General features: G+C 62.5%; 16 protein-coding genes, 2 tRNA genes, 2 rRNA genes and 1 riboswitch (1 of these 21 only partly in view). Of the genes, 8 read left to right on the top strand and 12 right to left on the bottom strand.

Features of this window, described 5'->3' with window-relative positions; genetic code table 11:
* The 4 genes from UP10_RS00130 to UP10_RS00115 form a co-directional block, all read right to left on the bottom strand.
* Nucleotides 1–849: ribosomal RNA gene (locus tag UP10_RS00130) — 23S ribosomal RNA — on the bottom strand (it extends 1997 nt beyond the left edge of the window).
* A 414-nt stretch (nucleotides 850–1263) separates the two neighbouring features.
* Nucleotides 1264–1339: transfer RNA gene (locus UP10_RS00125), tRNA-Ala, on the bottom strand.
* A 36-nt stretch (nucleotides 1340–1375) separates the two neighbouring features.
* Nucleotides 1376–1452, bottom strand: a tRNA-Ile gene (locus UP10_RS00120).
* 226 nt (nucleotides 1453–1678) lie between these two features.
* Nucleotides 1679–3169, bottom strand: a 16S ribosomal RNA gene (locus UP10_RS00115).
* Together the 16S and 23S rRNA genes with 2 tRNA genes alongside form the textbook arrangement of a ribosomal RNA operon.
* An 853-nt stretch (nucleotides 3170–4022) precedes the next feature.
* On the opposite strand from UP10_RS00115, the gene UP10_RS00110 reads away from it, so the two are divergent.
* Entirely contained in the window at nucleotides 4023–6095 is a 2073-nt protein-coding gene (locus UP10_RS00110) for a M23 family metallopeptidase (RefSeq protein ID WP_044585427.1), read from the top strand.
* Nucleotides 6096–6145: 50 nt separating this feature from the next.
* On the opposite strand, the gene clpB is transcribed toward UP10_RS00110, so the two are convergent.
* Nucleotides 6146–8785, bottom strand: a complete 2640-nt coding sequence (gene clpB / locus UP10_RS00105; protein ID WP_044585426.1) for an ATP-dependent chaperone ClpB — start codon at nucleotides 8783–8785, stop codon at nucleotides 6146–6148.
* Between the two features lie 193 nt (nucleotides 8786–8978).
* On the bottom strand, nucleotides 8979–9545 hold the full coding sequence (locus UP10_RS00100; protein ID WP_044585425.1) for a helix-turn-helix domain-containing protein: 567 nt from the start codon (nucleotides 9543–9545) through the stop codon (nucleotides 8979–8981).
* Between the two features lie 69 nt (nucleotides 9546–9614).
* Between UP10_RS00100 and UP10_RS00095 the strand changes: the two genes are divergently transcribed.
* Nucleotides 9615–10130: a GNAT family N-acetyltransferase gene (locus tag UP10_RS00095; RefSeq protein WP_044585424.1), complete on the top strand. Its 516-nt coding sequence runs from the start codon at nucleotides 9615–9617 to the stop codon at nucleotides 10128–10130.
* 70 nt (nucleotides 10131–10200) lie between these two features.
* Nucleotides 10201–10977 (top strand): MOSC domain-containing protein, encoded by a 777-nt coding sequence (locus tag UP10_RS00090; protein ID WP_044585423.1) that lies wholly within the window; start codon nucleotides 10201–10203, stop codon nucleotides 10975–10977.
* Nucleotides 10978–11004: 27 nt separating this feature from the next.
* On the opposite strand, the gene UP10_RS00085 is transcribed toward UP10_RS00090, so the two are convergent.
* Nucleotides 11005–11661, bottom strand: coding sequence for a TIGR02594 family protein (locus UP10_RS00085; protein WP_044585422.1), 657 nt, complete (start codon nucleotides 11659–11661; stop codon nucleotides 11005–11007).
* Between the two features lie 231 nt (nucleotides 11662–11892).
* Here UP10_RS00085 and UP10_RS00080 point away from each other — a divergent pair, with 231 nt between their 5' ends.
* Nucleotides 11893–12765, top strand: coding sequence for an alpha/beta fold hydrolase (locus UP10_RS00080; protein WP_044585421.1), 873 nt, complete (start codon nucleotides 11893–11895; stop codon nucleotides 12763–12765).
* Nucleotides 12766–12859: 94 nt separating this feature from the next.
* Here the strand turns inward: UP10_RS00080 and metW are convergent, their stop codons facing one another.
* Together metW and metX are read right to left on the bottom strand one after the other, a co-directional pair.
* On the bottom strand, nucleotides 12860–13525 hold the full coding sequence (gene metW, locus UP10_RS00075; protein WP_044585420.1) for a methionine biosynthesis protein MetW: 666 nt from the start codon (nucleotides 13523–13525) through the stop codon (nucleotides 12860–12862).
* Nucleotides 13522–14730, bottom strand: coding sequence for a homoserine O-acetyltransferase MetX (gene metX / locus UP10_RS00070; protein WP_044585419.1), 1209 nt, complete (start codon nucleotides 14728–14730; stop codon nucleotides 13522–13524). Before metX ends, metW begins: the two co-directional genes overlap by 4 nt.
* Before the next feature lie 85 nt (nucleotides 14731–14815).
* A riboswitch (SAM riboswitch) is annotated at nucleotides 14816–14895 on the bottom strand.
* A gap of 171 nt (nucleotides 14896–15066) precedes the next feature.
* On the opposite strand from metX, the gene UP10_RS00065 reads away from it, so the two are divergent.
* The 3 genes from UP10_RS00065 to UP10_RS00055 are packed head-to-tail and all read left to right on the top strand — an operon-like array spanning nucleotide 15067 to nucleotide 18026.
* Nucleotides 15067–15930, top strand: a complete 864-nt coding sequence (locus tag UP10_RS00065; RefSeq protein WP_044585418.1) for a chorismate mutase — start codon at nucleotides 15067–15069, stop codon at nucleotides 15928–15930.
* Between the two features lie 48 nt (nucleotides 15931–15978).
* Nucleotides 15979–17076 (top strand): histidinol-phosphate transaminase, encoded by a 1098-nt coding sequence (hisC, locus tag UP10_RS00060; RefSeq protein WP_044585441.1) that lies wholly within the window; start codon nucleotides 15979–15981, stop codon nucleotides 17074–17076.
* 8 nt (nucleotides 17077–17084) lie between these two features.
* On the top strand, nucleotides 17085–18026 hold the full coding sequence (locus UP10_RS00055) for a prephenate/arogenate dehydrogenase family protein (protein ID WP_044585440.1): 942 nt from the start codon (nucleotides 17085–17087) through the stop codon (nucleotides 18024–18026).
* A 328-nt stretch (nucleotides 18027–18354) separates the two neighbouring features.
* On the opposite strand, the gene UP10_RS00050 is transcribed toward UP10_RS00055, so the two are convergent.
* On the bottom strand, nucleotides 18355–19911 hold the full coding sequence (locus tag UP10_RS00050) for a hypothetical protein (RefSeq protein WP_245321631.1): 1557 nt from the start codon (nucleotides 19909–19911) through the stop codon (nucleotides 18355–18357).
* Between the two features lie 166 nt (nucleotides 19912–20077).
* On the bottom strand, nucleotides 20078–21265 hold the full coding sequence (locus UP10_RS00045; RefSeq protein ID WP_044585417.1) for a DUF2125 domain-containing protein: 1188 nt from the start codon (nucleotides 21263–21265) through the stop codon (nucleotides 20078–20080).
* Between the two features lie 110 nt (nucleotides 21266–21375).
* On the opposite strand from UP10_RS00045, the gene UP10_RS00040 reads away from it, so the two are divergent.
* Nucleotides 21376–21975, top strand: a complete 600-nt coding sequence (locus tag UP10_RS00040; RefSeq protein WP_044585416.1) for a gamma-glutamylcyclotransferase — start codon at nucleotides 21376–21378, stop codon at nucleotides 21973–21975.
* Between the two features lie 217 nt (nucleotides 21976–22192).
* On the opposite strand, the gene UP10_RS00035 is transcribed toward UP10_RS00040, so the two are convergent.
* Nucleotides 22193–22500: transposase (locus UP10_RS00035; RefSeq protein WP_156179577.1), on the bottom strand; the 308-nt coding region annotated here is incomplete at its 5' end.

Genomic DNA, 22500 nt, shown 5'->3' with positions numbered 1-22500 from the left:
AAGTCATCGGAGTCTTTTTCAACAGACACCCGTTCGGTCCTCCAGTGAGTGTTACCTCACCTTCAACCTGCTCATGGCTAGATCACTAGGTTTCGGGTCTAATACAACGAACTTGACGCCCTATTCAGACTCGCTTTCGCTACGCCTTCGCCTATCGGCTTAAGCTTGCTCGTTAAATTAAGTCGCTGGCCCATAATACAAAAGGTACGATGTCACCCAGAACGTATCTTGGGCTCCATCTGTTTGTAGGTGTCCGGTTTCAGGTCTATTTCACTCCCCTCGTCGGGGTGCTTTTCACCTTTCCCTCACGGTACTGGTTCACTATCGGTCGCTGAGGAGTACTTAGGCTTGGAGGGTGGTCCCCCCGTGTTCAGACAGGATTTCACGTGTCCCGCCTTACTCATGGATACATCATCGCATTACTCATACGGGGCTATCACCCTCTAAGGCCCTGCTTTCCTGACAGGTTCCGATTGTCTTTGATGTATCACTGGCCTGGTCCGCGTTCGCTCGCCACTACTAACGGAGTCTCTGTTGATGTCCTTTCCTCCGGGTACTTAGATGTTTCAGTTCCCCGGGTTCGCTTAAAACCTCCTATTTTATTCGGAAGTCTCATACCTTCACTTGATAACTGGAAATCCAAAACCTCGCGGCTTGGTCTCAAACATTACTGTTCAAACCCCAAGATACAAGATCTTGGAGTTCCAGCTATCGAAGGTGGGTTTCCCCATTCGGAAATCCGTGGATCAAAGCTTCTTCGCAGCTCCCCACGGCTTATCGCAGCGTAGCACGTCCTTCATCGCCTCTCAGCGCCAAGGCATCCACCGAACACCCTTAAGGCACTTGATTGCTCTCATTATCAATGTCCACACACTCGGCAGAATGTAGTCCGCGCAATTATCTTGAGGTCGAAACCCCAAAACACACACCCTCGATGAATGTTATGCGCGGCCGGACATTGATTAGAAAGACCAGCTTGCTTCTTAAGATCGAACCGATAGCGAGGCGGTCAAGCTTCGCTAAAAAGATCGTTTTACGACTCATTCATCTCACTCACCTTGCGATGAAGTGCGACGAACAAGCGCCGAAAACGATCTGGAGATTATGAATGGTACCCGCGAATTGCTTCGCAGATCCAAACTCGGATCGATCTCCTCTTTACGATGTCAGAAAACACGCATGTCACTGCCTATCCAGGCAATGCATGCGAAGTGATGTTTCGCGGACGATTTGGTCGAGGCACTCTCGAGCTTCGAAACCATCTGGTGGAGCCAGACGGGATCGAACCGACGACCTCATGCTTGCAAAGCACGCGCTCTCCCAGCTGAGCTATGGCCCCGTAACCAGAAGACGAATGCTCCGCACTCGATCAAAGTGGTGGGCCTGGGAAGACTTGAACTTCCGACCTCACGCTTATCAAGCGCGCGCTCTAACCAACTGAGCTACAAGCCCCTAACGCTCATCTCTTTCGAGACGTCGAAGCCCGCGGCGCGCAACCGGCTTGCGCCGATGCATCGCACAGCGCGAAAGCTCCTGGCGCGTGTTCGTCCGCGAAGAAAGAGAAACGTAGACGGCGAAATCCCGCCAATGGAACTCAACGATCTTACGATCATTGGCCCCTGAATGTTTCTAAAACGATCCGATAGATTGCGTGAGCGATCTGAAGGATCATCCTTAGAAAGGAGGTGATCCAGCCGCAGGTTCCCCTACGGCTACCTTGTTACGACTTCACCCCAGTCGCTGACCCTACCGTGGCCGGCTGCCTCCCTTGCGGGTTAGCGCACCGTCTTCAGGTAAAACCAACTCCCATGGTGTGACGGGCGGTGTGTACAAGGCCCGGGAACGTATTCACCGTGGCGTGCTGATCCACGATTACTAGCGATTCCAACTTCATGGGCTCGAGTTGCAGAGCCCAATCCGAACTGAGACGGCTTTTTGAGATTTGCGAAGGGTTGCCCCTTAGCGTCCCATTGTCACCGCCATTGTAGCACGTGTGTAGCCCAGCCCGTAAGGGCCATGAGGACTTGACGTCATCCCCACCTTCCTCGCGGCTTATCACCGGCAGTCTCCTTAGAGTGCTCAACTAAATGGTAGCAACTAAGGACGGGGGTTGCGCTCGTTGCGGGACTTAACCCAACATCTCACGACACGAGCTGACGACAGCCATGCAGCACCTGTCTCCGGTCCAGCCGAACTGAAGAACTCCGTCTCTGGAGTCCGCGACCGGGATGTCAAGGGCTGGTAAGGTTCTGCGCGTTGCGTCGAATTAAACCACATGCTCCACCGCTTGTGCGGGCCCCCGTCAATTCCTTTGAGTTTTAATCTTGCGACCGTACTCCCCAGGCGGAATGCTTAAAGCGTTAGCTGCGCCACTAGTGAGTAAACCCACTAACGGCTGGCATTCATCGTTTACGGCGTGGACTACCAGGGTATCTAATCCTGTTTGCTCCCCACGCTTTCGTGCCTCAGCGTCAGTATCGGGCCAGTGAGCCGCCTTCGCCACTGGTGTTCTTGCGAATATCTACGAATTTCACCTCTACACTCGCAGTTCCACTCACCTCTCCCGAACTCAAGATCTTCAGTATCAAAGGCAGTTCTGGAGTTGAGCTCCAGGATTTCACCTCTGACTTAAAGACCCGCCTACGCACCCTTTACGCCCAGTGATTCCGAGCAACGCTAGCCCCCTTCGTATTACCGCGGCTGCTGGCACGAAGTTAGCCGGGGCTTATTCTTGCGGTACCGTCATTATCTTCCCGCACAAAAGAGCTTTACAACCCTAGGGCCTTCATCACTCACGCGGCATGGCTGGATCAGGCTTGCGCCCATTGTCCAATATTCCCCACTGCTGCCTCCCGTAGGAGTTTGGGCCGTGTCTCAGTCCCAATGTGGCTGATCATCCTCTCAGACCAGCTACTGATCGTCGCCTTGGTGAGCCGTTACCTCACCAACTAGCTAATCAGACGCGGGCCGATCTTTCGGCGATAAATCTTTCCCCGTAAGGGCTTATCCGGTATTAGCACAAGTTTCCCTGTGTTGTTCCGAACCAAAAGGTACGTTCCCACGCGTTACTCACCCGTCTGCCGCTGACATATTGCTATGCCCGCTCGACTTGCATGTGTTAAGCCTGCCGCCAGCGTTCGCTCTGAGCCAGGATCAAACTCTCAAGTTGGACTTGAAACCTTGAACCGGCTGATCACAACGTTTTGACGAGGTCCCACCATTTTTCATCAACCGAAGCTGACGAGCTGCCCACGATTCACATCGTTGGCAACGATGGTGTAACCTTTAAAACGTGTACCGCCGAAGTCTTTCGTCCACCCTCAGAACGTCAAAAGCCGAAGCTTTCAAGTATTCCGAGAGACGCAAGGACTCCGCCGTCCACGTTTCTCTTTCTTCATCTTCACTTGTCAAACAGCCCGGGATCCGAAGGTCCCACACCCTATTGGGTGGATCTGAGCCCCTCATCCGACGGCGATTCACAACCGATTTACACCGGCTGCTGTTTCGCTCGACGAGTTGAGGAGCATAAAGGGCGCGAATGCTTGCCTTGGCCGGTGGGCCAATGCAGCGCCGCGCTCAGTGGGTGTCTTATAGGCCCGCCCCTTCGGACCTGTCAACACTGATCGTCAAGAAAACGTCGCACGACGACAAACTTTTTTCAGGTGCGGAAAAGTCCTGATTTTTGGGGACCTTGCGCCGCACTTGAGCCATAATCCTGCGACGTTCTGGCTATAACGTAAGCAACGAACCGCTCGAAACCTGTGGGGCCTCGGGTGGTTTTTTCGGGGGACCAGGCGATTTCTCCAAGAACCCGTCGCCTCTTCCCCTCACGGCCGAGCAACATCGAGAGATCTGCACACCATTGACGTTCGAGATAGCGGCTAACCAATGGCCTTCGTCTCCCGGACTTTGATGCGTGTGGCTCGCCACGCTGCCGCAAACCCTTTCTAAGGGGTTAAAGGCAGGGTACGAGGACGAGCTGAGAGCGATCGCATGTTGATGGAATTTGGGGGGATACAGGGTTGAGCCAACGGGCGTCACGCGGGAGCGGCTTTGGGCGCGAGACCGGGATGATCGATCTCGGTCATGAACCGCCGCTTTCCGTCGACGGCACCGAGGCTGCGGTGATCGATCGCCGCCGTGTCTCCGTGCAGTGGTTCAGCGGCACTATTCTCACCGGTCTGTGCGGCGCGGCTCTTATCGGCGGCGCCGTTTTTGCGTCGCTCGACGGCGAGATGACTTTCGCCAAGGTGCCGGAGCGCGTCGAGGGCGCGCTGCGCGGCGCATTCGGCGCCAATGATCGGGTCGTCAGCCTGCACAAGGGCGATCGCCTGCCGCCGCCGAGCGAGTCCTCGGCCTCCCGCAGCATGGTGCGCGTTTCGACCGTCACACGCGTCGGCAATCGCGACGTGATGCGGGTACGGCCTTTCATCCGTATTTCCGGCAATCTCTCGATGACCACGAGCGACCTGTCGGCCAAGATCCCGCCGTTCAACGCGCAGCGCATGCTGACTGACGTCGGCGCCGAAACGTCGATCACGGCCGAGGATCCGAACGCAAACGCGGCCGACGCCGCCGAGCCCGACGCCGAGGTCTCCTTCGTTACCAAGGATCTCGCGACCGTGCTGCCGAAGGCGAAGCTCGCCGCCGTCGTCGCGCTCGACGACGTCCTGATGCGGGTGCGCGATGCCGCCAACTGGCGTGGCGCCGGCGGATCGGTGCGCTACACACTCGCCAATGCCGCGGCCGACGCAACCGGCTCCGGCCCCGACATGAAGATGGCTTACGCCAGCGAGGGCAATGTCTCCGATCCCTATGCCGGCTTCGAGACCCGCGTGGTGCCGGAGAACGTCACCCTGCTGCCGAAGACAAAGGATCAGGTCACCGGCGGCAATCCGACCGGCGAACGGGTTCACGTCGTCAAGAAGGGCGACTCGATCTCCTCGATCCTGCGCGATCAAGGCGCAACCCCCGACGAGGCCAAGGCCATTGCGGCAACGCTTGGCCCCCGCGGCCGCGACGGCGGCCTGAAGGAAGGCCAGAAGGTGCGGATCCTGATGGCGCCATCCGCCCCGGGACTCCGGCTCCAGCCCTATCGCGTGATCGTCGCCAATGATTCGGTCGTCGAAGCCGTCGCCGCGCTGTCCGATATGGGCAAATATGTCGCCGTTGACGTGCAGAGCATGAACACCGTCACCGACACCGCGGATAATTCCAAGGACGACGATGACGAGGATGATGGTACCGGCGTGCGGCTCTATCAGAGCATCTACGAGACAGCGCTGCGCAACAAGGTGCCGTCGACCATCATCGAGGACATGGTCAAGATCTATTCCTATGACGTCGACTTCCAGCGCAAGGTGCAGCCCGGCGATTCCTTCGACGTGTTCTATGCCGGCGAGGACGAGGGCGTTGCCAGCACCGAAAAGACCGAGGTGCTGTACGCCTCGCTGACCGTGGGCGGCGAGACCAAGAAATATTACCGCTTCCAGAGCTCCGACGACGGACTGGTCGACTACTATGACGAGACCGGCAAGAGCGCCAAGAAGTTCCTGGTGCGCAAGCCCGTCGCCAACGCGATCATGCGTTCGGGCTTCGGCGGCCGCCGTCACCCGATCCTCGGCTATGTGAAGATGCACACCGGCGTCGACTGGGCGACCGCCTATGGCACGCCGATCTTCGCCTCCGGCAACGGCGTGCTCGAGAAGGTCGGCCCCGAGGGCGGCTACGGCAAATATATCCGCATCAAGCACGCCAATGGCTACGAGACGGCCTATGGCCACATGTCGGCCTTCGCCAAGGGCATGGAGATCGGCAAGAAGGTGCGGCAGGGCCAGGTGATCGGCTTCGTCGGTTCGACCGGCCAATCGACCGGTCCCCACGTCCATTACGAAATCCTGGTCAACGGCCGCTTTGTCGACCCGATGCGCGTGAAACTGCCGCGCGGCCGCTCGCTCGAAGGCCCGATGATGGCGAGCTTCGAGAAGGAGCGCGACCGGGTCGACGCCCAGATGAACAGCCGCGGCAGTTCGCGCGTCGTCTCCGAGGCGACGAGTATCGCCACGCCACAGACCCGCTCCATCAGCAACCGCTAAGATCGAGCGCCCTCCCCGCGGCTTGCGGAGAGGGCGTCCGTCTCGAACGGTCAGTTCAGCTTGCGCTTCGGAACCGGCGCGTCGAACTGCACGATCTCGGCGGTCTTTGGCACCTCGCCGTTGAAGGTCAGTACGTTGCCCTTGGCCGAGATCACGACATGATCGCCATCCCTGACCTCGCCGGCCAAAATCATCTCGGCCAGCGGATCCTGCACGCTGCGCTGGATCGCGCGCTTCAACGGGCGGGCGCCGTAGGCCGGATCCCAGCCCTTGTCCGCCAGACAGTCCCGCGCCTTGGCGTCGAGCTCCAGCACGATCTTGCGATCCTCCAGCAGCTTGGTGAGGCGGGCGAACTGGATCTCGACGATCCGGCCCATCTCGTTGCGCTGCAGGCGATGGAACAGGATGATTTCGTCGACGCGGTTCAGGAACTCCGGCCTGAAATGCGCCCGCACCACGCCCATCACCTGGTCGCGCACCGCTGAGGTGTCCTCGCCTTCCGGCTGGTTCACCAGGAAGTCCGAACCAAGGTTCGAGGTCATGATGATCAGTGTGTTGCGGAAATCGACGGTGCGGCCCTGGCCATCGGTCAGGCGGCCGTCGTCGAGCACCTGCAGCAGCACGTTGAAGACATCCGGATGCGCCTTCTCGATCTCGTCGAACAGCACGACCTGATAGGGCCGACGCCGCACGGCTTCGGTGAGCGCACCGCCCTCATCGTAGCCGACATAGCCCGGAGGCGCGCCGATCAGCCGCGAGACCGAGTGCTTCTCCATGTATTCCGACATGTCGAGCCGGACCATCGCGGTCTCATCGTTGAACAGATACGCCGCAAGCGCCTTGGTCAGCTCGGTCTTGCCGACGCCGGTGGGACCTAAGAACATGAACGAGCCCATCGGCCGGTTGGGGTCCTGCAACCCGGCGCGCGACCGGCGCACCGCGGTTGCCACCGCACGCACGGCTTCGGCCTGGCCGACCACGCGGTTGGCGAGGCTGCCCTCCATCTTCAGGAGCTTGTCCTTTTCGCCCTCGAGCATCTTGTCGACCGGCACGCCGGTCCAGCGCGAGACGACCTGCGCAATATGGTTGGCGGTCACCGCCTCCTCCATCATCTCGCCAGCGTTTTCGTTGGCCTCGGTATCGGCGAGCCGCTTCTCAAGCTCTGGGATCCGCCCATAGGCGAGCTCACCCGCACGCTGGAATTCGCCTTTGCGTTGCGCGTTGGCAAGTTCGGTGCGCAGGGCATCGAGTTCGCTCTTCAGCTTTTGCGCGTTGGAGAGCTTGTTCTTCTCCGCGCTCCAGCGCGAGGTCAGCGCCGCCGATTTCTCCTCGAGATCGGCGAGTTCCTTTTCCAAGGTCTGCAGCCGGCTCTTGGAGCCGGGATCGCTTTCCTTTTTCAAAGCCTCCTGCTCGATTTTGAGCCGGATGATTTCCCGGTCCATCGAATCCAGCTCTTCCGGCTTGGAATCGACCTGCATCTTCAGCCGCGCCGCCGCCTCGTCCATCAGGTCGATGGCCTTGTCGGGCAGGAATCGGTCGGTGATGTAGCGATTCGACAGCGTGGTCGCGGCCACCAGCGCAGAATCGGTGATGCGCACGCCGTGGTGCTGTTCGTATTTGTCTTTCAACCCGCGCAGGATCGAAATGGTATCCTCGACGGTCGGCTCAGGCACGAAAATCGGCTGGAACCGGCGCGCCAGCGCGGCATCCTTCTCGACATGCTTGCGGTACTCGTCGAGCGTGGTGGCGCCGATGCAGTGCAGCTCACCGCGGGCGAGCGCGGGCTTCAGAAGGTTGGACGCGTCCATCGCGCCGTCGGCCTTGCCGGCGCCGATCAGCGTGTGCATCTCGTCGATGAACAGGATGATGCCGCCCTCGGCGGACGTGACCTCCTGCAGCACGGCCTTCAGCCGCTCCTCGAACTCACCGCGGTATTTTGCGCCCGCAATCAGCGAGCCCATATCGAGCGACAGGAGTTTCTTGTCCTTCAGGCTCTCCGGCACGTCGCCATTGAGGATACGCAGCGCCAGCCCCTCGACGATCGCGGTCTTGCCGACGCCGGGCTCGCCGATCAGCACGGGATTGTTCTTGGTTCGCCGCGACAGCACCTGAATGGTGCGGCGGATCTCCTCGTCGCGGCCGATCACCGGGTCGAGCTTGCCGTCACGTGCCGCTTGCGTGAGATCACGGGAATATTTCTTCAGCGCGTCATAGGCATTCTCCGCGGTCGCAGAGTCAGCCGTGCGGCCCTTGCGCAGCGATTCGATCGCCGCGTTGAGGTTTTGCGGGGTGACGCCACCCTTGCTGAGGATGTTGGCGGCCTCGCTGTTCTTCTCGAGCGCGAGCCCGAGCAGCAGCCGCTCCACGGTGACGAAGCTGTCGCCGGCCTTGTCGGCGGCCTTCTCCGCCGCATCGAAGGCGCGCGCCAGCTCCGGGGCCAGGTAAACCTGCCCGGCACCATTGCCCGAGACCTTCGGAAGCTTGCCCAGCGCCTCTTCGGTCGCTTTCAGGATTGCGCGAGAGTGTCCCCCAGCGCGGTCGATCAGACCGCCGGCGAGCCCCTCGCTGTCGTCCAGCAGCACTTTCAGCAGATGCAACGGCGAGAATTGCTGGTGGCCATCGCGCATTGCGAGCGACTGGGCAGACTGGATAAATCCGCGCGCACGCTCGGTGTACTTCTCAATATTCATTCGTTTTCCCTCGGCCTGCCGTCACCACCCTATCAGGCATGGTTCCAGCATCTTCATTGGGTTTCCGCGGGCCGCGTTGACGTTCCTCAACCAGCCTCTGGTCGTCGCCATCATTTTTCAGGCTTGCCACAGATGTGGGCACTTGGTTTCAAAACGGAAGAGCCAAAGCTCGCGATTTCGCCCGGTGAATCAGTCAGCGCCGCACGACAGCGACAAGGTAGCGGCAGGACTGAGCAGTCTCGTTACGGAAGACAATGTCCGATGGCGGGCCAAGCTCGACCCGGTCGCCCGCGGCAAGCTCGTGGCTGATAGCCCCCTCCATCAGGGTGAGGCGTCCACTGATGACCCAGACCACCTGACGGATCAGGTGATAGGCACTGGCGGGAAAGCCGACCTCCTGACGGGCAGGCAGTTCGATCTCCACCAGTTCGAGCGGATTGGCAGGATGAAGAAACACCTGCCGCCGCAGATAAGCCGCCTTCGGATCGCGCCACACGGGCTGATCCTTGGCGCGCTGGAGACGGGCATGGACGGGCGCGACCGCCTCGAACAGGGCGGCCATGGTCAGGCCGTAGGCCGTCGCGATCCGCGACAGGGTCGCGGCCGTTGGGCTGGCCTCGGTCCGCTCGATCTTGCTCAGCATCGCCTTGGAGACGTCGGCCCGCCCGGCGAGTTCCGCCAGCGACCAGCCGCGCGTCTCCCGCTCGGAGCGGATTCGCCGCCCAAGGCCATCACTGGCTTTGTCCTCTGTAATTGACATATCGTCTTACATAGTGGACGATCCGCCCGCTTCAAGACCCAATCCGAGGAACTTGCCGAGGAACCTGTGATGACCATCCGCCCTGCCACCGAACAGGACATTCCCGCGATTACCGCGATCTACAATGACGCCGTCGCCAACTCGAACGCGGTATGGACGGAGAAACAGGACACCGAGGCCGAGCGGCTGGCCTGGATGAAGGCGCGACAGGCGCTGGGCTATCCGGTGCTGGTTGCCGCCGAGGGCACGACCGTCCTCGGCTATGGTACCTTCGGCGATTTCAGGGCCTTTCCGGGCTACCGCTACTGCGTCGAGCACAGCGTCTACATCCACGCCGACCATCGTGGCCGTGGGCTCGGGCGCATCATCGTCGACGAGCTCGTGGCCGCCGCCACCGCGCTCGGCAAGCACGTCCTGATCGCGGGCATCGACGGCGGCAATCCGGCCTCGCTGCGGCTGCACGCGCAGGCGGGCTTTGTCGAGGTTGGGCGCATGCCGGAACTCGGACGCAAGTTCGGCCGGTGGCTCGATCTGGTCTTCATGCAGCGGATTCTCGACGCGCCGGGCGCTGTACGTTCCGATTGATCGCCTGCGTCTCGGGGCGGTTTTCCTCGCCCGCCAAACAGGATAATGCGGGCGCCTGGAAGGAACGCGCATGTCCTCAGCCAAGATCACCGGTATCTACCGTTACCCCGTCAAGGGCCTCACGCCCGAGCCGCTGTCACGTGCCGAGCTGAATGTCGGCCAAACGCTGTGGTCCGATCGCCGCTACGCGATCGAGAATGGTCCGAGCGGTTTCGACCCTTCCACACCAAAATGGCTGCCGAAGCCGCATTTCCTGATGCTGCAGCGGGACGAGTGGCTGGCGCCGCTGTGCGCCCATTTCGACGATGACAGCCATGTGCTGACACTGCGCCGGGATGGCGCGATGGTCGCCCAGGGTGACCTCGAGACCGCCGCGGGCCGCGCCGCGATCGAACGCTATTTCGCCGACACGCACACCAGCAGGATCAAGGGCCCGCCGAAAGTGCTGGCGAGTCCCGGCCACAGCTTCTCCGACGTCCCCCGCAAGGTGATCTCCATCATCAATCTCGCAAGTCTGCGCGCCATCGAGAACCTGGTGCAGGCACCGGTCCATCCGTTGCGCTTCCGTGCCAACCTCTATGTCGAGGGCTGGCCGGCCTGGCATGAAGCCGGCCTGCTCGATCAGACGATTGCGATCGGCAGCGCACGGGCGAAGGTGGTGAAGCGCATCACCCGTTGCGCCGCGGTCAATGTCGATCCCGACACCGGCGCGCGCGATCTCATGGTCCCGCAGGCGCTGATGCAGCGCCTCGGTCACAATGAGTGCGGCATCTATGCCGAGATCATCTCCGACGGCGGGGTCGCCGTCGGCGATGTGATCGCGGCCGAGCAGCCGACGTTGGTGTAGAGTAGAGCCAACGCCGGCAACGACAATTCAGTTCGTCGGCATCACATAGGCATAGATCCGGCCGCGCGACACCGGCGCCTCGCGAACGCGGTTGCCGTTGTTGCCGGAGATCATGATCGGATTTCCGTTCGCATCGACGCCGGTGATGATGCCGACATGACCGCCGCCGCGGCGGCCCATCACGGCGATGGCGCCGACCTGCGGGCCTGAAATGCGCTGACCGTATTTGGCGAACGAGCTCGCCATGTCGGAGCCGGTGCCATGATAGCCGGATTTCTGCAGCACCATGTTCATGAACCGTGCGCACCAAAGGCTGCCGCGACCGGTCGGGTTGCCGCCGATATATTGGCGCGCTTCAGAGACGATGCCGGACGAGCCGAAGCTGCTTGCTTCCGCCACACCGCCGGTGTTGGGCACCGTCGCGCCGGACATCGCGGCCGCATTGGCGTCAGCGAAGCCGAACGTCTGCTCGGCGCCACGCTCCGCGCGCGACAGCCGTGCCGCATGCCGATAGTGGTGACGGGCATAGTGCCGCGCATGATAGCCGGCATGGGCCGAATGCGCGTGACGCGAATGATACGGTCGTGCCGAAGCCGGAGCGGCTGAAATGAGGGCGAGAGTGAGCGAAACCAGAGCCAGCGCGACAAGACGAAGCGACCGGCGATACGCAAGCAACTGAACCATACTCGATGAGATCCTCTGTAACACCCCCGGTTCCCCGACCACGTTCCTTGCGAAACGCGGCGGTGGTTTTGAGTGCCGGGATGTGGCGGGAGGACGATTTCATGCGGCGCTGCGACAACGATTTCTGGGTCATTCCGCGATGATTCGATGACGAAAAAGAACCGGAACTGCCGCATTGCAGCCTCGGAAATTAACTGCAAATCTGGAGCCGACCCACGAGAGGAAGGTTCAATGCCCCGTGCCATGACGAAAGATAATGTCCGCCTATATTTCGAAGAGGCCGGCCACGGAACCCCGATCATTTTCCTGCACGAATTCGCGGCTGATCACACCAACTGGGAACCGCAGCTGCGCTACTTCTCGCGCGGGCACCGCTGCATCGCCTATTCGGCGCGCGGCTACACGCCGTCCGACGTTCCGCCGACTGCAGACGTCTACACCTACCAGCATTTCTATACCGATGCGCTCGCGGTGCTCGATCACCTCAAGATCGACAAGGCGCATTTCGTCGGCCTCTCGATGGGCTCGTATTCCTCGTTGCAGATCGGCCTCAACGCGCCGGAGCGCGCGCTTTCGATGACGCTGGCCGCGGTCGGCTCCGGCTCGGCCCTCGAGAACCTCGACGCTTTCCGCGCGCAGTGCCGCGCCAATGCCGCGCAGTACGAGGCGATCGGCTCCGTCGAGGTTGCGAAGGTGACGCGCGAGGCGCCGAGCCGGATCCCGTTCCTGCTGAAGGATCCGCGCGGCCACGCCGATTTCTACGCCGCGCTGGCGCGCCATGATGCCAAGGGTTCGGCGAACACGATGCGCAGCTTTCAAGGCGGCCGGCCCTCGATCTACACCATGACGGAAGCGATCCGACGCGTGCCGACGCCGGCGCTGATCCTGTGTGGCGACGAGGACGACAATTGCATCGCGCCGAGCCTATTCCTGAAGAAGCATTTGCCGGCCGCGGGCCTCGCCTTCTTTCCGAAGGCGGGACACGTGCTCAATCTCGAAGAGCCGGCCTTGTTCAACGAGATGGTGGAGCGCTTCATCGCGCTGGTGGAGGCCGGACGCTGGCCGGTGCGCGATCCGAGGTCGATGGTGGCGGCGCCGGTGTGAGCCGTCATTCCGGGGCGATGCAACGCATCGAACCCGGAATCTCGAGATTCCGGGTCTGGTCCTTCGGACCATCCCGGAATGACGCCAAAGGCAATCACTTCCCTTTCGTGCCCCGGCTGAGCAGGAACACGCCCTGCTCGCCGAACATATTCCAGACCCACCAGGGCAGATTGAGCGGCACCGGACGGCCGTAGAGATCGAGCGCGACCGCGCGCTCCATCTTGACGTTGATCTCGCCGCACAGCTCCACAAAATCCTTGATGGTGCAGAAATGGATGTTTGATGTGTCGTACCAGGTCGCCGGCAGGTTCTCGGTGCGCGGCATGTGGCCGCCGATCAGGAGCTGCAGCCGCATCTTCCAGAAGCCGAAATTCGGGAACGAGACGATGGCGCGCTGGCCGATGCGCAGCAGGTTTTCCAGCACCACCCTCGGTTGCCGCGTCGCCTGTAGCGTCTGCGACAGGATCACGTAGTCGAAGGCATCGTCGGGATAGTTGACGAGATCGGTATCGGCGTCGCCCTGCACCACCGCCAGCCCCTTGGCGACGCAGCGGTTGACGCCCTCGCGCGACAACTCGATGCCGCGCCCGTCGATGCCGCGGCTCTCGAACAATTGCAGCAACTCGCCGTCACCGCAGCCGACGTCGAGCACGCGCGAGCCCGGCGCAACCATGTCAGCGACCAGCAGATGGTCGGTGCGATAGCTTCCGGTTCGCTCGGGCGCGACGCCCTGCAATGGCAATGTCTGCTGGATGTTCATGATTGGCCGTCGCTATCGTTAAGTCCGCGCGCCTTGCCTGCGGAGTGCAGGAAGGCGCGGACGATATCGAGGAATTCGGGCACGTCGAGCAGGAAGGCGTCGTGGCCGCGATCGGTCTCGATCTCGGCAAACGACACCCGCGCACTCGACGCGTTCAGCGCGTGCACCAGCGCACGCGATTCCGAGGTCGGAAACAGCCAGTCGCTGGTGAACGACACCACGCAGAAGCGCGTCTTGATGCCGGTGAACGCCTTCGCCAGCACGCCGTCGTGGTCGCCGGCGATATCGAAATAGTCCATCGCGCGGGTCAGATAGAGGTAGCTGTTGGAGTCGAAGCGCTCGACAAAGGACGAGCCCTGGTAGCGCAGATAGCTCTCGACCTGGAAATCGGCGTCGAACGAGAAGGTCGGCAGTTCGCGGTCCTGCATCCGCCGCCCGAACTTGCGATGCAGCGCGGCGTCCGAGAGATAGGTGATGTGCGCGGCCATCCGCGCCACCGCGAGGCCGCGGTGCGGATGCGTATCCTCGTCGACGTAGCGGCCGCCGCGCCAATCCGGATCGGCCATCACCGCCTGTCGGCCCAGCTCATGGAACGCGATATTCTGCGCCGAGTGGCGTGTCGAGCAGGCGATCGCCAGCGTCGAGAACACGCGCTCCGGGTAGGCCGCGGTCCATTGCAGCGCCTGCATGCCGCCCATCGAGCCGCCGACCACACAGAACAGCGTCGTGATGCCGAGGCGATCGATCAGCATCGCTTGCGCACGCACCATGTCGGGGATCGTGATGATCGGAAAATCGAGCCCCCACGCCTTGGCCGTAGCCGGATTGATCGAGGCCGGCCCGGTCGAGCCCATGCAGCCGCCGATCACGTTGGAGCAGATGATGAAGTATTTTTCGGGATCCAACGGCTTGCCAACACCGACCATCGTATCCCACCAGCCGGCCTTGCCGGTGACAGGATGGATATTGTTGACATGCTGGTCGCCGGTCAGCGCGTGACAGACCAGGATCGCGTTGGACCTGTCGGCGTTGAGCTCGCCATAGGTCTGGTAGGCGATCTGGAACGGTGCGAGATCGACGCCGCAATCGAGCTTCAACGGCTGATCCATCCCGAACTTCGCCACCAAAGACGACGGATGATCCGTCTCATGGGCGCGATCATCGCTGTGGATCGGCGGGCTTGCTATCGGACGTCCGTTGCTCATGTAGGCGACCTCGCCTCCACGCGGGAGGCCTCGAACGGAGATCAAGCCATAAAAAAACCGGCCTGAACAAAAGGTTCGGCCGGGAGCTGATGCGTCCCCGGCCTGTTTAGCGAGTTGTTTAACGTGGCTGCAAGCCGGCCGGCTCAAATGACCACGGAGTACGGCAAAGCTAGTCCTCGGTCCTCCCGTCGTCAAGACAGCCCGGCCCAGGGGCATGGTTAACCCTGTCAGCGCAGGGCTGAGCCGCGACGTTTCTCTTTGCTTTCGGCGCCCGTCTTTTCTAATCAGGGCCCTGTCTGACGCGGCATCGGGCCGCCCGGACCTCAAGGTTTTCCGATGTCCAAGCCACCCCCGGCGCCGCCTTCACTGCAGGAGCTGCGCAAAGAAATTGACAGTATCGACGAGCAGGTTCACCGCCTGCTGATGGCGCGCGGCGACATCATCGACCGCCTGATCCAGGTCAAGCAGACCCAGGAGGTCGGCTCGGCGTTTCGCCCGGCGCGCGAGGCCAGCATGATGCGCGGCCTGGTCGAGCGTCATCGCGGTATCCTGCCGCTCGACACCATCGAGAGCATCTGGCGCGTCATCATCTCGACCTTCACCTACGTCCAAGCGCCGTTCGCGGTGCATGCCGACGTTTCGGTCGGCGAATCCGCGATGCGGGATTCGGCACGGTTTCATTTCGGCTTCGTGGTACCCTATGTGGCGCATTTCAGCGCACAGGCCGCGGTCGAAGCGGTAGCGAAATCCAAGGGCGACCTCGCGCTGGTCTCCGCGATCTCCAGCCGCACGCCCTGGTGGAACGCGCTCGAAGCCGACGGCGCGCCGAAGATCATCGCGCGGCTGCCGTTCCTCGAGCGCGCCGACCATCCGGCCGCGCTGCCGGTGTTCGTGGTCTCGCGGGTCGCCGACGACGCCATGGTCACCGAAGTCCAGATGTGGAGCGTGCGCGTCTCCGGCTGGAACGCCGACGTCGCCCGCGCGCTGGCGCCGCTGGCCGAGATCGTCGCGGTGCCCGACACCGCCTTCGACGGCGCGGCGCTGCTGGTCTCGGTCACGGGGCAAGACCCTCATAAGAGCGGCTTTGAGATCATCAAGCTCGCTTTGATCAAGGCCGGCGCCTCGGTCCGCTCGTCGGCCCTCGTCGGCAGCCACGCAACGCGCTATACGGTTCCCACGAATGGGTCGGCAAAGTCCTGAATTGAAGTCATTCAGACTCTTATGCCGCCCGCCTATCCGGAGTTGAAGATGTCCCGCCCCGTGCCGAATCCCGGCATTCTCGATATTGCGCCCTACACGCCCGGCAAGAGCCCGGTGCCGGAACCGGGCCGCAAGGTGTTCAAACTGTCCGCCAACGAGACGCCGTTTGGCCCGTCGCCGAAGGCGATGGCGGCCTACAAGCACGCGGTCGACCATCTGGAGGATTATCCGGAAGGCACCTCGCGGGTGCTGCGCGAGGCGATCGGGCGCACCTACGGTCTCGATCCCAACCGCATCATCTGCGGCGCCGGTTCCGACGAGATCCTCAATCTGCTCGCGCATACCTACCTCGGTCAGGGTGACGAGGCGATCTCGACCACCCATGGCTTCCTGGTCTACCCGATCGCGACGATGGCGAACGGCGCGAAGAACGTCGTCGCGGCCGAGACCAATCTCACCGCCGATGTCGATGCGATCCTTAAGGCGGTGACGCCGCGCACCAAGCTGGTCTGGCTCGCCAACCCGAACAATCCGACCGGCACCTATCTGCCGTTCGACGAGGTCAAGCGGTTGCACGCCGGCCTGCCCTCGCATGTGGTGCTGGTGCTCGACGCCGCCTATGCCGATTACGTCTCGCGCAACGACTACGAGATGGGCATCGAGCTGGTGGCCACCACCGAGAATACCGTGGTGGCGCACACCTTCTCGAAGATCCACGGCCTTGCGGCACTGCGGATCGGCTGGATGTTCGGCCCGGCGCATATCGTCGACGCCTGCAACCGCATCCGCGGTCCGTTCAACGTCTCGGCGCCGGCGATGCTGGCGGCGGCGGCGGCGATCGAGGACTCCGCGCATGTGCAGATGTCGAAGGCTCACACCGAGACCTGGCGCAACTGGCTGACCGAGGAGATCGGCAAGCTCGGGCTCAAGGTGACGCCGAGCGTCGCGAACTTCGTGCTGATCCATTTCCCGACCGAGAAGGGCAAGAGCGCAGCCGAGGCCGATGCCTATCTCACCAGGCGCGGCCTGGTGCTGCGGGCGCTCAACAATTACAAGCTGCCGCATGCGCTGCGCATGACCATCGGCACCGAGGAGGCCAACCGCCTCGTGGTCGAGGGCCTGCGCGACTTCCTGGCCGGAAAGTGACCGTTGACGTGACGACAACTCCGATCTTCAAACGCGTAGCGCTGATCGGCTTCGGCCTGATCGGCGGCTCGATTGCGCGCGGCGCCCGTGCGCAAGGGCTGGTCGGCGAGATCGTGACCACCGCGCGCTCGGAGAAGACGCGCGCCCGCGTCGCCGAACTCGGCATCGTCGACCAGGTGTTCGCAACCAATGCGGAGGCGGTGAAGGATGCAGATTTGGTCATCCTCTGCATTCCCGTCGGCGCCTGCGGTCCGGTCGCGGCCGAGATCGCTGAACATCTCAAGCCCGGCGCGATCATTTCCGACGTCGGCTCGGTGAAGGGCGCTGTCGTCAAGGACATGGCGTCGCATCTGCCTGATGGCGTGCACTTCGTGCCGGCGCATCCGGTCGCCGGCACCGAGCATTCCGGCCCGGACTCCGGCTTTCCCGAGCTCTTCATCAACCGCTGGTGCATTTTGACGCCGCCGGAAGGTACCGATCCTGCGGCGACTGGCCGGCTGCGCGCGTTCTGGGCTGCGCTCGGCGCTAAGGTCGAGATCATGACGCCGGATCATCATGATCTCGTGCTCGCGATCACCAGTCATCTGCCGCATCTGATCGCCTACACCATCGTCGGTACTGCCGATGAGCTGGCGCAGGTGACGGAATCCGAGGTGATCAAATTCTCCGCCGGCGGTTTTCGTGATTTCACCCGCATCGCAGCCTCCGATCCCACGATGTGGCGCGACGTGTTCCTCGCCAACAAGGACGCCGTGCTGGAGATGCTCGGCACCTTCACCGAGGATCTCGCAAAACTCACCCGCGCGATCCGGCGCGGCGACGGCGAGGCGCTGTTCGATCATTTCACCCGCACCCGCGCCATCCGCCGCGGCATCGTCGAGATCGGCCAGGACTCCGCCGCCCCCGACTTCGGCCGCCCGCACGCGAATCTGGCGAACAAGTCGGAGTGATGCGTGCGATGCGAGACTGATTGCGCGGCAATCACCCCATCGTCGTCCTGGCGAAAGCCAGGACGACATCGAATTCGTTGCGCGCTCGAACGTCAAACGCCCGTCATTGCGAGGAGCGATAGCGACGAAGCAATCCATCGCTCCGCATGTATGGAGAGATGGATTGCTTCGCTTCGCTCGCAATGACGGAAGACATTAAGGGATTGCGAGAGCGATGCGCTCATCGATCGTCTCGCCCGGGGCTACCCCTCTCCCCAACCCTCCCCCGCAAGGGGCGAGGGAGCCCGAGCTGCGTGCCCACCTCACATACGCGCATCGTCGTCATGCTCTAGAACGGGTAGTACCGGATCTGCGTCATCACAATGTGGTCGTCGCTCCTCGGCGCACCGCCGACGCCTGAGAACGCGAAGCGCTGGGTGTAGGAATACTGGGCGCCGGCCTTGATGGTGCCGTAGGTGCCCTTGAAGATCGTGTCGTAGAAGCCCGCGGTGTACTGCCTGACCTCCGAGGTATTGCCGTTGCAGGTCGCGGCCGGCGAGTTTTCGGTGTTGCAGCCGAGATTGTTGTAGAGCGGATTGCCGTAGCCGAACGGCACCGTCCCGACATCGGAGAACGTCGCCTTGGTCTTCTCCAGACCCGCATAGGCATAGAGATCGAGCGATGGTGTCGTATGCCAGACCGTCCCCACAAGGAATGCCGTGATCGGCAATGGCTGCATCGAGCCGTCCTGCCGCACAGTCACGTCCGGAAACGGGGTTGCCGTGAAGCGGCCGAGCGCGCCGTAGGAGGCCGAGGCCTGCACGTCCAGCGTCTTCGGCACGATCTCGGCCGAGAGGTGACCGCCGAAGCTTACGGTGTTGACGTCGTGATTGGCGAAGTTGAAACGATCGTAGAAGTCGCGATACTCCGCCCAGCCCTCGACATGCAGTCTGTAAGGCCCGAGCCGCGGATCCCACGCCGCTTTCACGGTGATATCAGGGATGTGGTTCAAGCTGACATTGTTCGCGTTGTTGAAGAAGCTGCCGCCCGGCCCGGTCAGGTTCACCAGCAGGTTCGGATTCAGCACGCCCTGCGGCCCGGCCGCCGGCGTGCCGACCAGCGGTGTGTTGCCGCCGAAGAACGATGTCTGCGGATTCTCGGCCGAAACGGCGAGCTTGAACTCGGGCCCGATATCCTGCCAGACGCGCACGCCGGGTTGCCGCGCTCCGAGAAAGCCCGGCACCAGTTCGAAATCGATCACGCCGGGCGTCTCGGCCACGCGCGGGTCGATGCCCGCCTTGCTCGGCGCATTCAGCGACCAGGTCTGGCCGGCGAGAACATGCAGGCCGAGATCGGTGCGGTCGATCTCAATGCTCGCCTGCCGCAGCCGCGGATTATAGGAGTTGGTCGCGACCGAATTTGCGGTCTGCGCCGCGCCTTCGAAATCGATCTCGCCGAAGCCCGCGATATGGGTGTTCGCCGTCGCGTCGGCTTCGGCAAGCACCGAGAAGCGGGTCTGCCGCGCAGAAAAACGCTGCTCGCCGGTGTTGTAGTTCTTGCTCTGCGGGAACGGGATGAAATTGAAGACCGAGCCGGTATCGGAGGCGAGATTGCGGCTGCGATAGATGCCGGTGAGATCGATCCAGCCGCCGAAGGTGAGGCTGACGCCCTTGTAACAGAGCTTGCCTGATACACAGGGGTCGAACGCCGACGGCGCCTTGGTCGCGATCTGCGCGTCCGCCTTGGAGGCCTGCACCTCCTGCTTGCGCGCCTGCGAGTCCATGCGCTGCTCGAGCTGCTTCAGGCGCGCCTTCAGCGCACGCAAGTCCGACGCATCGTCGTCAGCCCATGCGGGACTCGCCGCCACCAGGATGCCGCCGAGCAAGATTCCCGTGAGTACTCTCATAGGTCGCCTCCCACACCAGATTGTTTCCCCGGTGGGAGAGAGCGGCGATCAGACGGCGATATTCGCTGATGCGCGTAAGATTCCGATCACGTTTTTCTCATCGTGGCGGCGGGAATACTTCGCCGCAATCCGCGATACCGCGCGTGAGGAATAAAAGGAGTCCCGCTCAGAACAGCGGCGGAATCTGTCCGACCTTCAGCGGGCCCAAAAGCACCGCGCCGTCGGCGAAGCGCAGCGGGAAGCTGCGGGCCTTCTTGCCCTCGAGCACGGCGTCGGTGCCAAGCGAATTGATGCCCGCAGTCAGGCCGGCATTGGCGTTCTGCTTGATCGCCTTGCCGAGCCCGGGAAGCGCGCGATCGAGCGCACCGAACAGATTGCTGATGTCCTGGCTCTTCACGCCCGGCGCGACGCGATCCAGCGTTGCCTGCGGCACGCCCTCATCCAGCATCTTGTCGATGCCGAGCGCGGGGATCACGCGCTCGAGGCCGGCGACCGTCATCTGCAGCTCGCCGTCGATGCGGCCATTGGCGTTGAGACGCAGCGTGCCGGCGGCGACCGAGAGCAGATCGCCCTGCTCGATCCGCGACTGCATGATCTCGATGCTGCCGCCGGCGGCCTGGATCTCGCGGAAGCGCTGCGGCCACGGTTTCGGCGAAAAATCCTTCAAGCCGTTCAGCCGCGCATGGATGTCGGCGTTGAACGGCTGGGTCAGCAGCGGATGCACATCCTGCAGGGTGCCGCCGGCGATCTGCAGCACAGTTTCAATCGCCGGATTGTCCGGGGTCGGTCCGTCGACCTGCCGGCCGTGCAGCTCGACATGACCCGCGCGCGCAACCGGTGCCGGCGTCGCGCCGCCGATCCGGTCGATGGCGAGATCGTCGAACACCAGCGAGGCACGCTGCGGCACTGCCGGCAGGCCGACCACGCTGCTGCGGCCCTTGCTCCAGTTGATCGACAGCGACGGCGGCGCGCCGTGCTCGGCGAGCGTCGCCGGCGCCTTGAATTCCGCGATCACGAGCTTGGGATCGTAGATCTGCGCCACCACCAGGATCTCGGCGAGCCGCGCCACGAACGCTGTCTGCGGCGAGGCGGTCTGCGAGACCAGCATCACGCTCGGGTCCTCGCAGCGGATCTCGAGCCGGAACGGGTAACCCGCCACCGAGCGGTTGCCGCAATCATAGTCACGGCCGGCCTTGGCCTCCTGGGCCCGCCATGCGTCGGCCTGCACGCCGACTTGGGAGGCGGCATAGAACCAGAATCCGGTCCACGCCACCGCGGCGATCAGGACCAGGACGGGGACGAAATAGAGGCCGAAACGCGAGCGCCGGCGCGGTGCAATGGTCATGTCAGACATGCGGCGTCCTTTGGCGGGCGAATTTGTCAAAATCGAAGCGGCAAAGCGGCGCTGAAAGCGCTAGGAATTCACTTCGTTTCCCCCGCGTGTTCTGATAGCCCCTCACCTCAATGCCTGCAAACGCTCCCTCCCCTGACCTGTCCGACGGCGACCTCTGGGTGTTCGGCTACGGCTCGCTGATGTGGAAGCCGGGCTTTGAGTTCATCGAACAGGTGCCGGCGCGGCTGATCGGCGAGCACCGCGCGCTCTGCGTCTACTCCTTCGATCACCGCGGCACCCCGGAAAAGCCCGGCCTGGTGCTCGGGCTCGACCGCGGCGGCGCCTGCCGCGGCATCGCGTTTCGTGTCGCAGCAACACGTCGCAATGACACCATCGCCTATTTGCGCGCACGCGAGCAGACCACCAATGTCTATCGCGAGGTGATGCGCTCGGTGTGGCTCGAGAACGAGGCGCAGCAGCGGGTTAGTGCTCTCGCCTATGTGGTCGATCGCGGCCATGTGCAATATGCCGGACGGCTGTCGCTCTCGGAGCAGCTACGCTTCGTGCAGCAGGGCCACGGCCGCTCCGGCAACAATCGCGACTATGTGCTCTCGACGGTGGCTGCGATCGAGAAGCAGGGTTTTCGCGATGCGCCACTGCACCAGCTTGCCGTGATGCTGCACGATGCCCATCCGGCCCGCCACCCGCTGCAGGATGCCGGGGATTCGTAGAGATACGCAGGGTGGGTTAGCGCAAGCGTAACCCACCATCTTCCTCGCGAGGACGTGGTGGGTTACGCCTTCGGCTAACTAATCTTACTGCGTCATGAGTTTTCATCGTCGTCCGCCTGCTGCGATGGCGCCACAACATGGACATCGCGGCAAGGTTTTGATGATCGCTCGGATCAGGCGTAGACGCATGGTTGCGATCGAGTTGGGGGTGTGGCGTTCAGGCCGCGATGGCGGATCCTCTGGGTCGGTAATTGTCGGGTAAGCGAGGTGTCTGGAACGGCGTGGCAGAACGAGGTCCTGAGGGGGGAATCGTCGCCCGCTCGGCGATCAGGAATCCGTAAGCTGCAATGCAAAGCGTGGCGTGATGGTGGAAGCCGAGCCATCCGCGGCCCTCATAGTGACCGAGCCCGACCTCTTGTTTGAGCTCCTGATAGTCGCGCTCGATGCGCCAGCGCAGCTTGGCAAGATCGACGAGTTCGCGGAAGCCGATATTGGCTGGCAGCGTCGATAGCCAATACTTGGTCG

Origin of the sequence: Bradyrhizobium sp. LTSPM299 (assembly GCF_000938235.1) — a bacterium.
GTDB lineage: Bacteria > Pseudomonadota > Alphaproteobacteria > Rhizobiales > Xanthobacteraceae > Bradyrhizobium.
Note: the sequence above shows the minus strand (reverse complement) of the source record. Positions and strands in the feature narration are given on the sequence as shown.

Excerpts from the sequence above, each read along its gene's own strand:
- UP10_RS00100 (WP_044585425.1), bottom strand. The coding sequence starts at position 9,545 with ATGTCAATTACAGAGGACAAAGCCAGTGATGGCCTTGGGCGGCGAATC.
- UP10_RS00095 (WP_044585424.1), top strand. The coding sequence starts at position 9,615 with ATGACCATCCGCCCTGCCACCGAACAGGACATTCCCGCGATTACCGCG.
- metW (WP_044585420.1), bottom strand. The coding sequence starts at position 13,525 with ATGAACATCCAGCAGACATTGCCATTGCAGGGCGTCGCGCCCGAGCGA.
- UP10_RS00085 (WP_044585422.1), bottom strand. The coding sequence starts at position 11,661 with ATGGTTCAGTTGCTTGCGTATCGCCGGTCGCTTCGTCTTGTCGCGCTG.
- clpB (WP_044585426.1), bottom strand. The coding sequence starts at position 8,785 with ATGAATATTGAGAAGTACACCGAGCGTGCGCGCGGATTTATCCAGTCT.
- UP10_RS00050 (WP_245321631.1), bottom strand. The coding sequence starts at position 19,911 with ATGAGAGTACTCACGGGAATCTTGCTCGGCGGCATCCTGGTGGCGGCG.
- hisC (WP_044585441.1), top strand. The coding sequence starts at position 15,979 with ATGTCCCGCCCCGTGCCGAATCCCGGCATTCTCGATATTGCGCCCTAC.
- UP10_RS00080 (WP_044585421.1), top strand. The coding sequence starts at position 11,893 with ATGCCCCGTGCCATGACGAAAGATAATGTCCGCCTATATTTCGAAGAG.
- UP10_RS00090 (WP_044585423.1), top strand. The coding sequence starts at position 10,201 with ATGTCCTCAGCCAAGATCACCGGTATCTACCGTTACCCCGTCAAGGGC.
- UP10_RS00045 (WP_044585417.1), bottom strand. The coding sequence starts at position 21,265 with ATGTCTGACATGACCATTGCACCGCGCCGGCGCTCGCGTTTCGGCCTC.
- UP10_RS00065 (WP_044585418.1), top strand. The coding sequence starts at position 15,067 with ATGTCCAAGCCACCCCCGGCGCCGCCTTCACTGCAGGAGCTGCGCAAA.
- metX (WP_044585419.1), bottom strand. The coding sequence starts at position 14,730 with ATGAGCAACGGACGTCCGATAGCAAGCCCGCCGATCCACAGCGATGAT.
- UP10_RS00040 (WP_044585416.1), top strand. The coding sequence starts at position 21,376 with ATGCCTGCAAACGCTCCCTCCCCTGACCTGTCCGACGGCGACCTCTGG.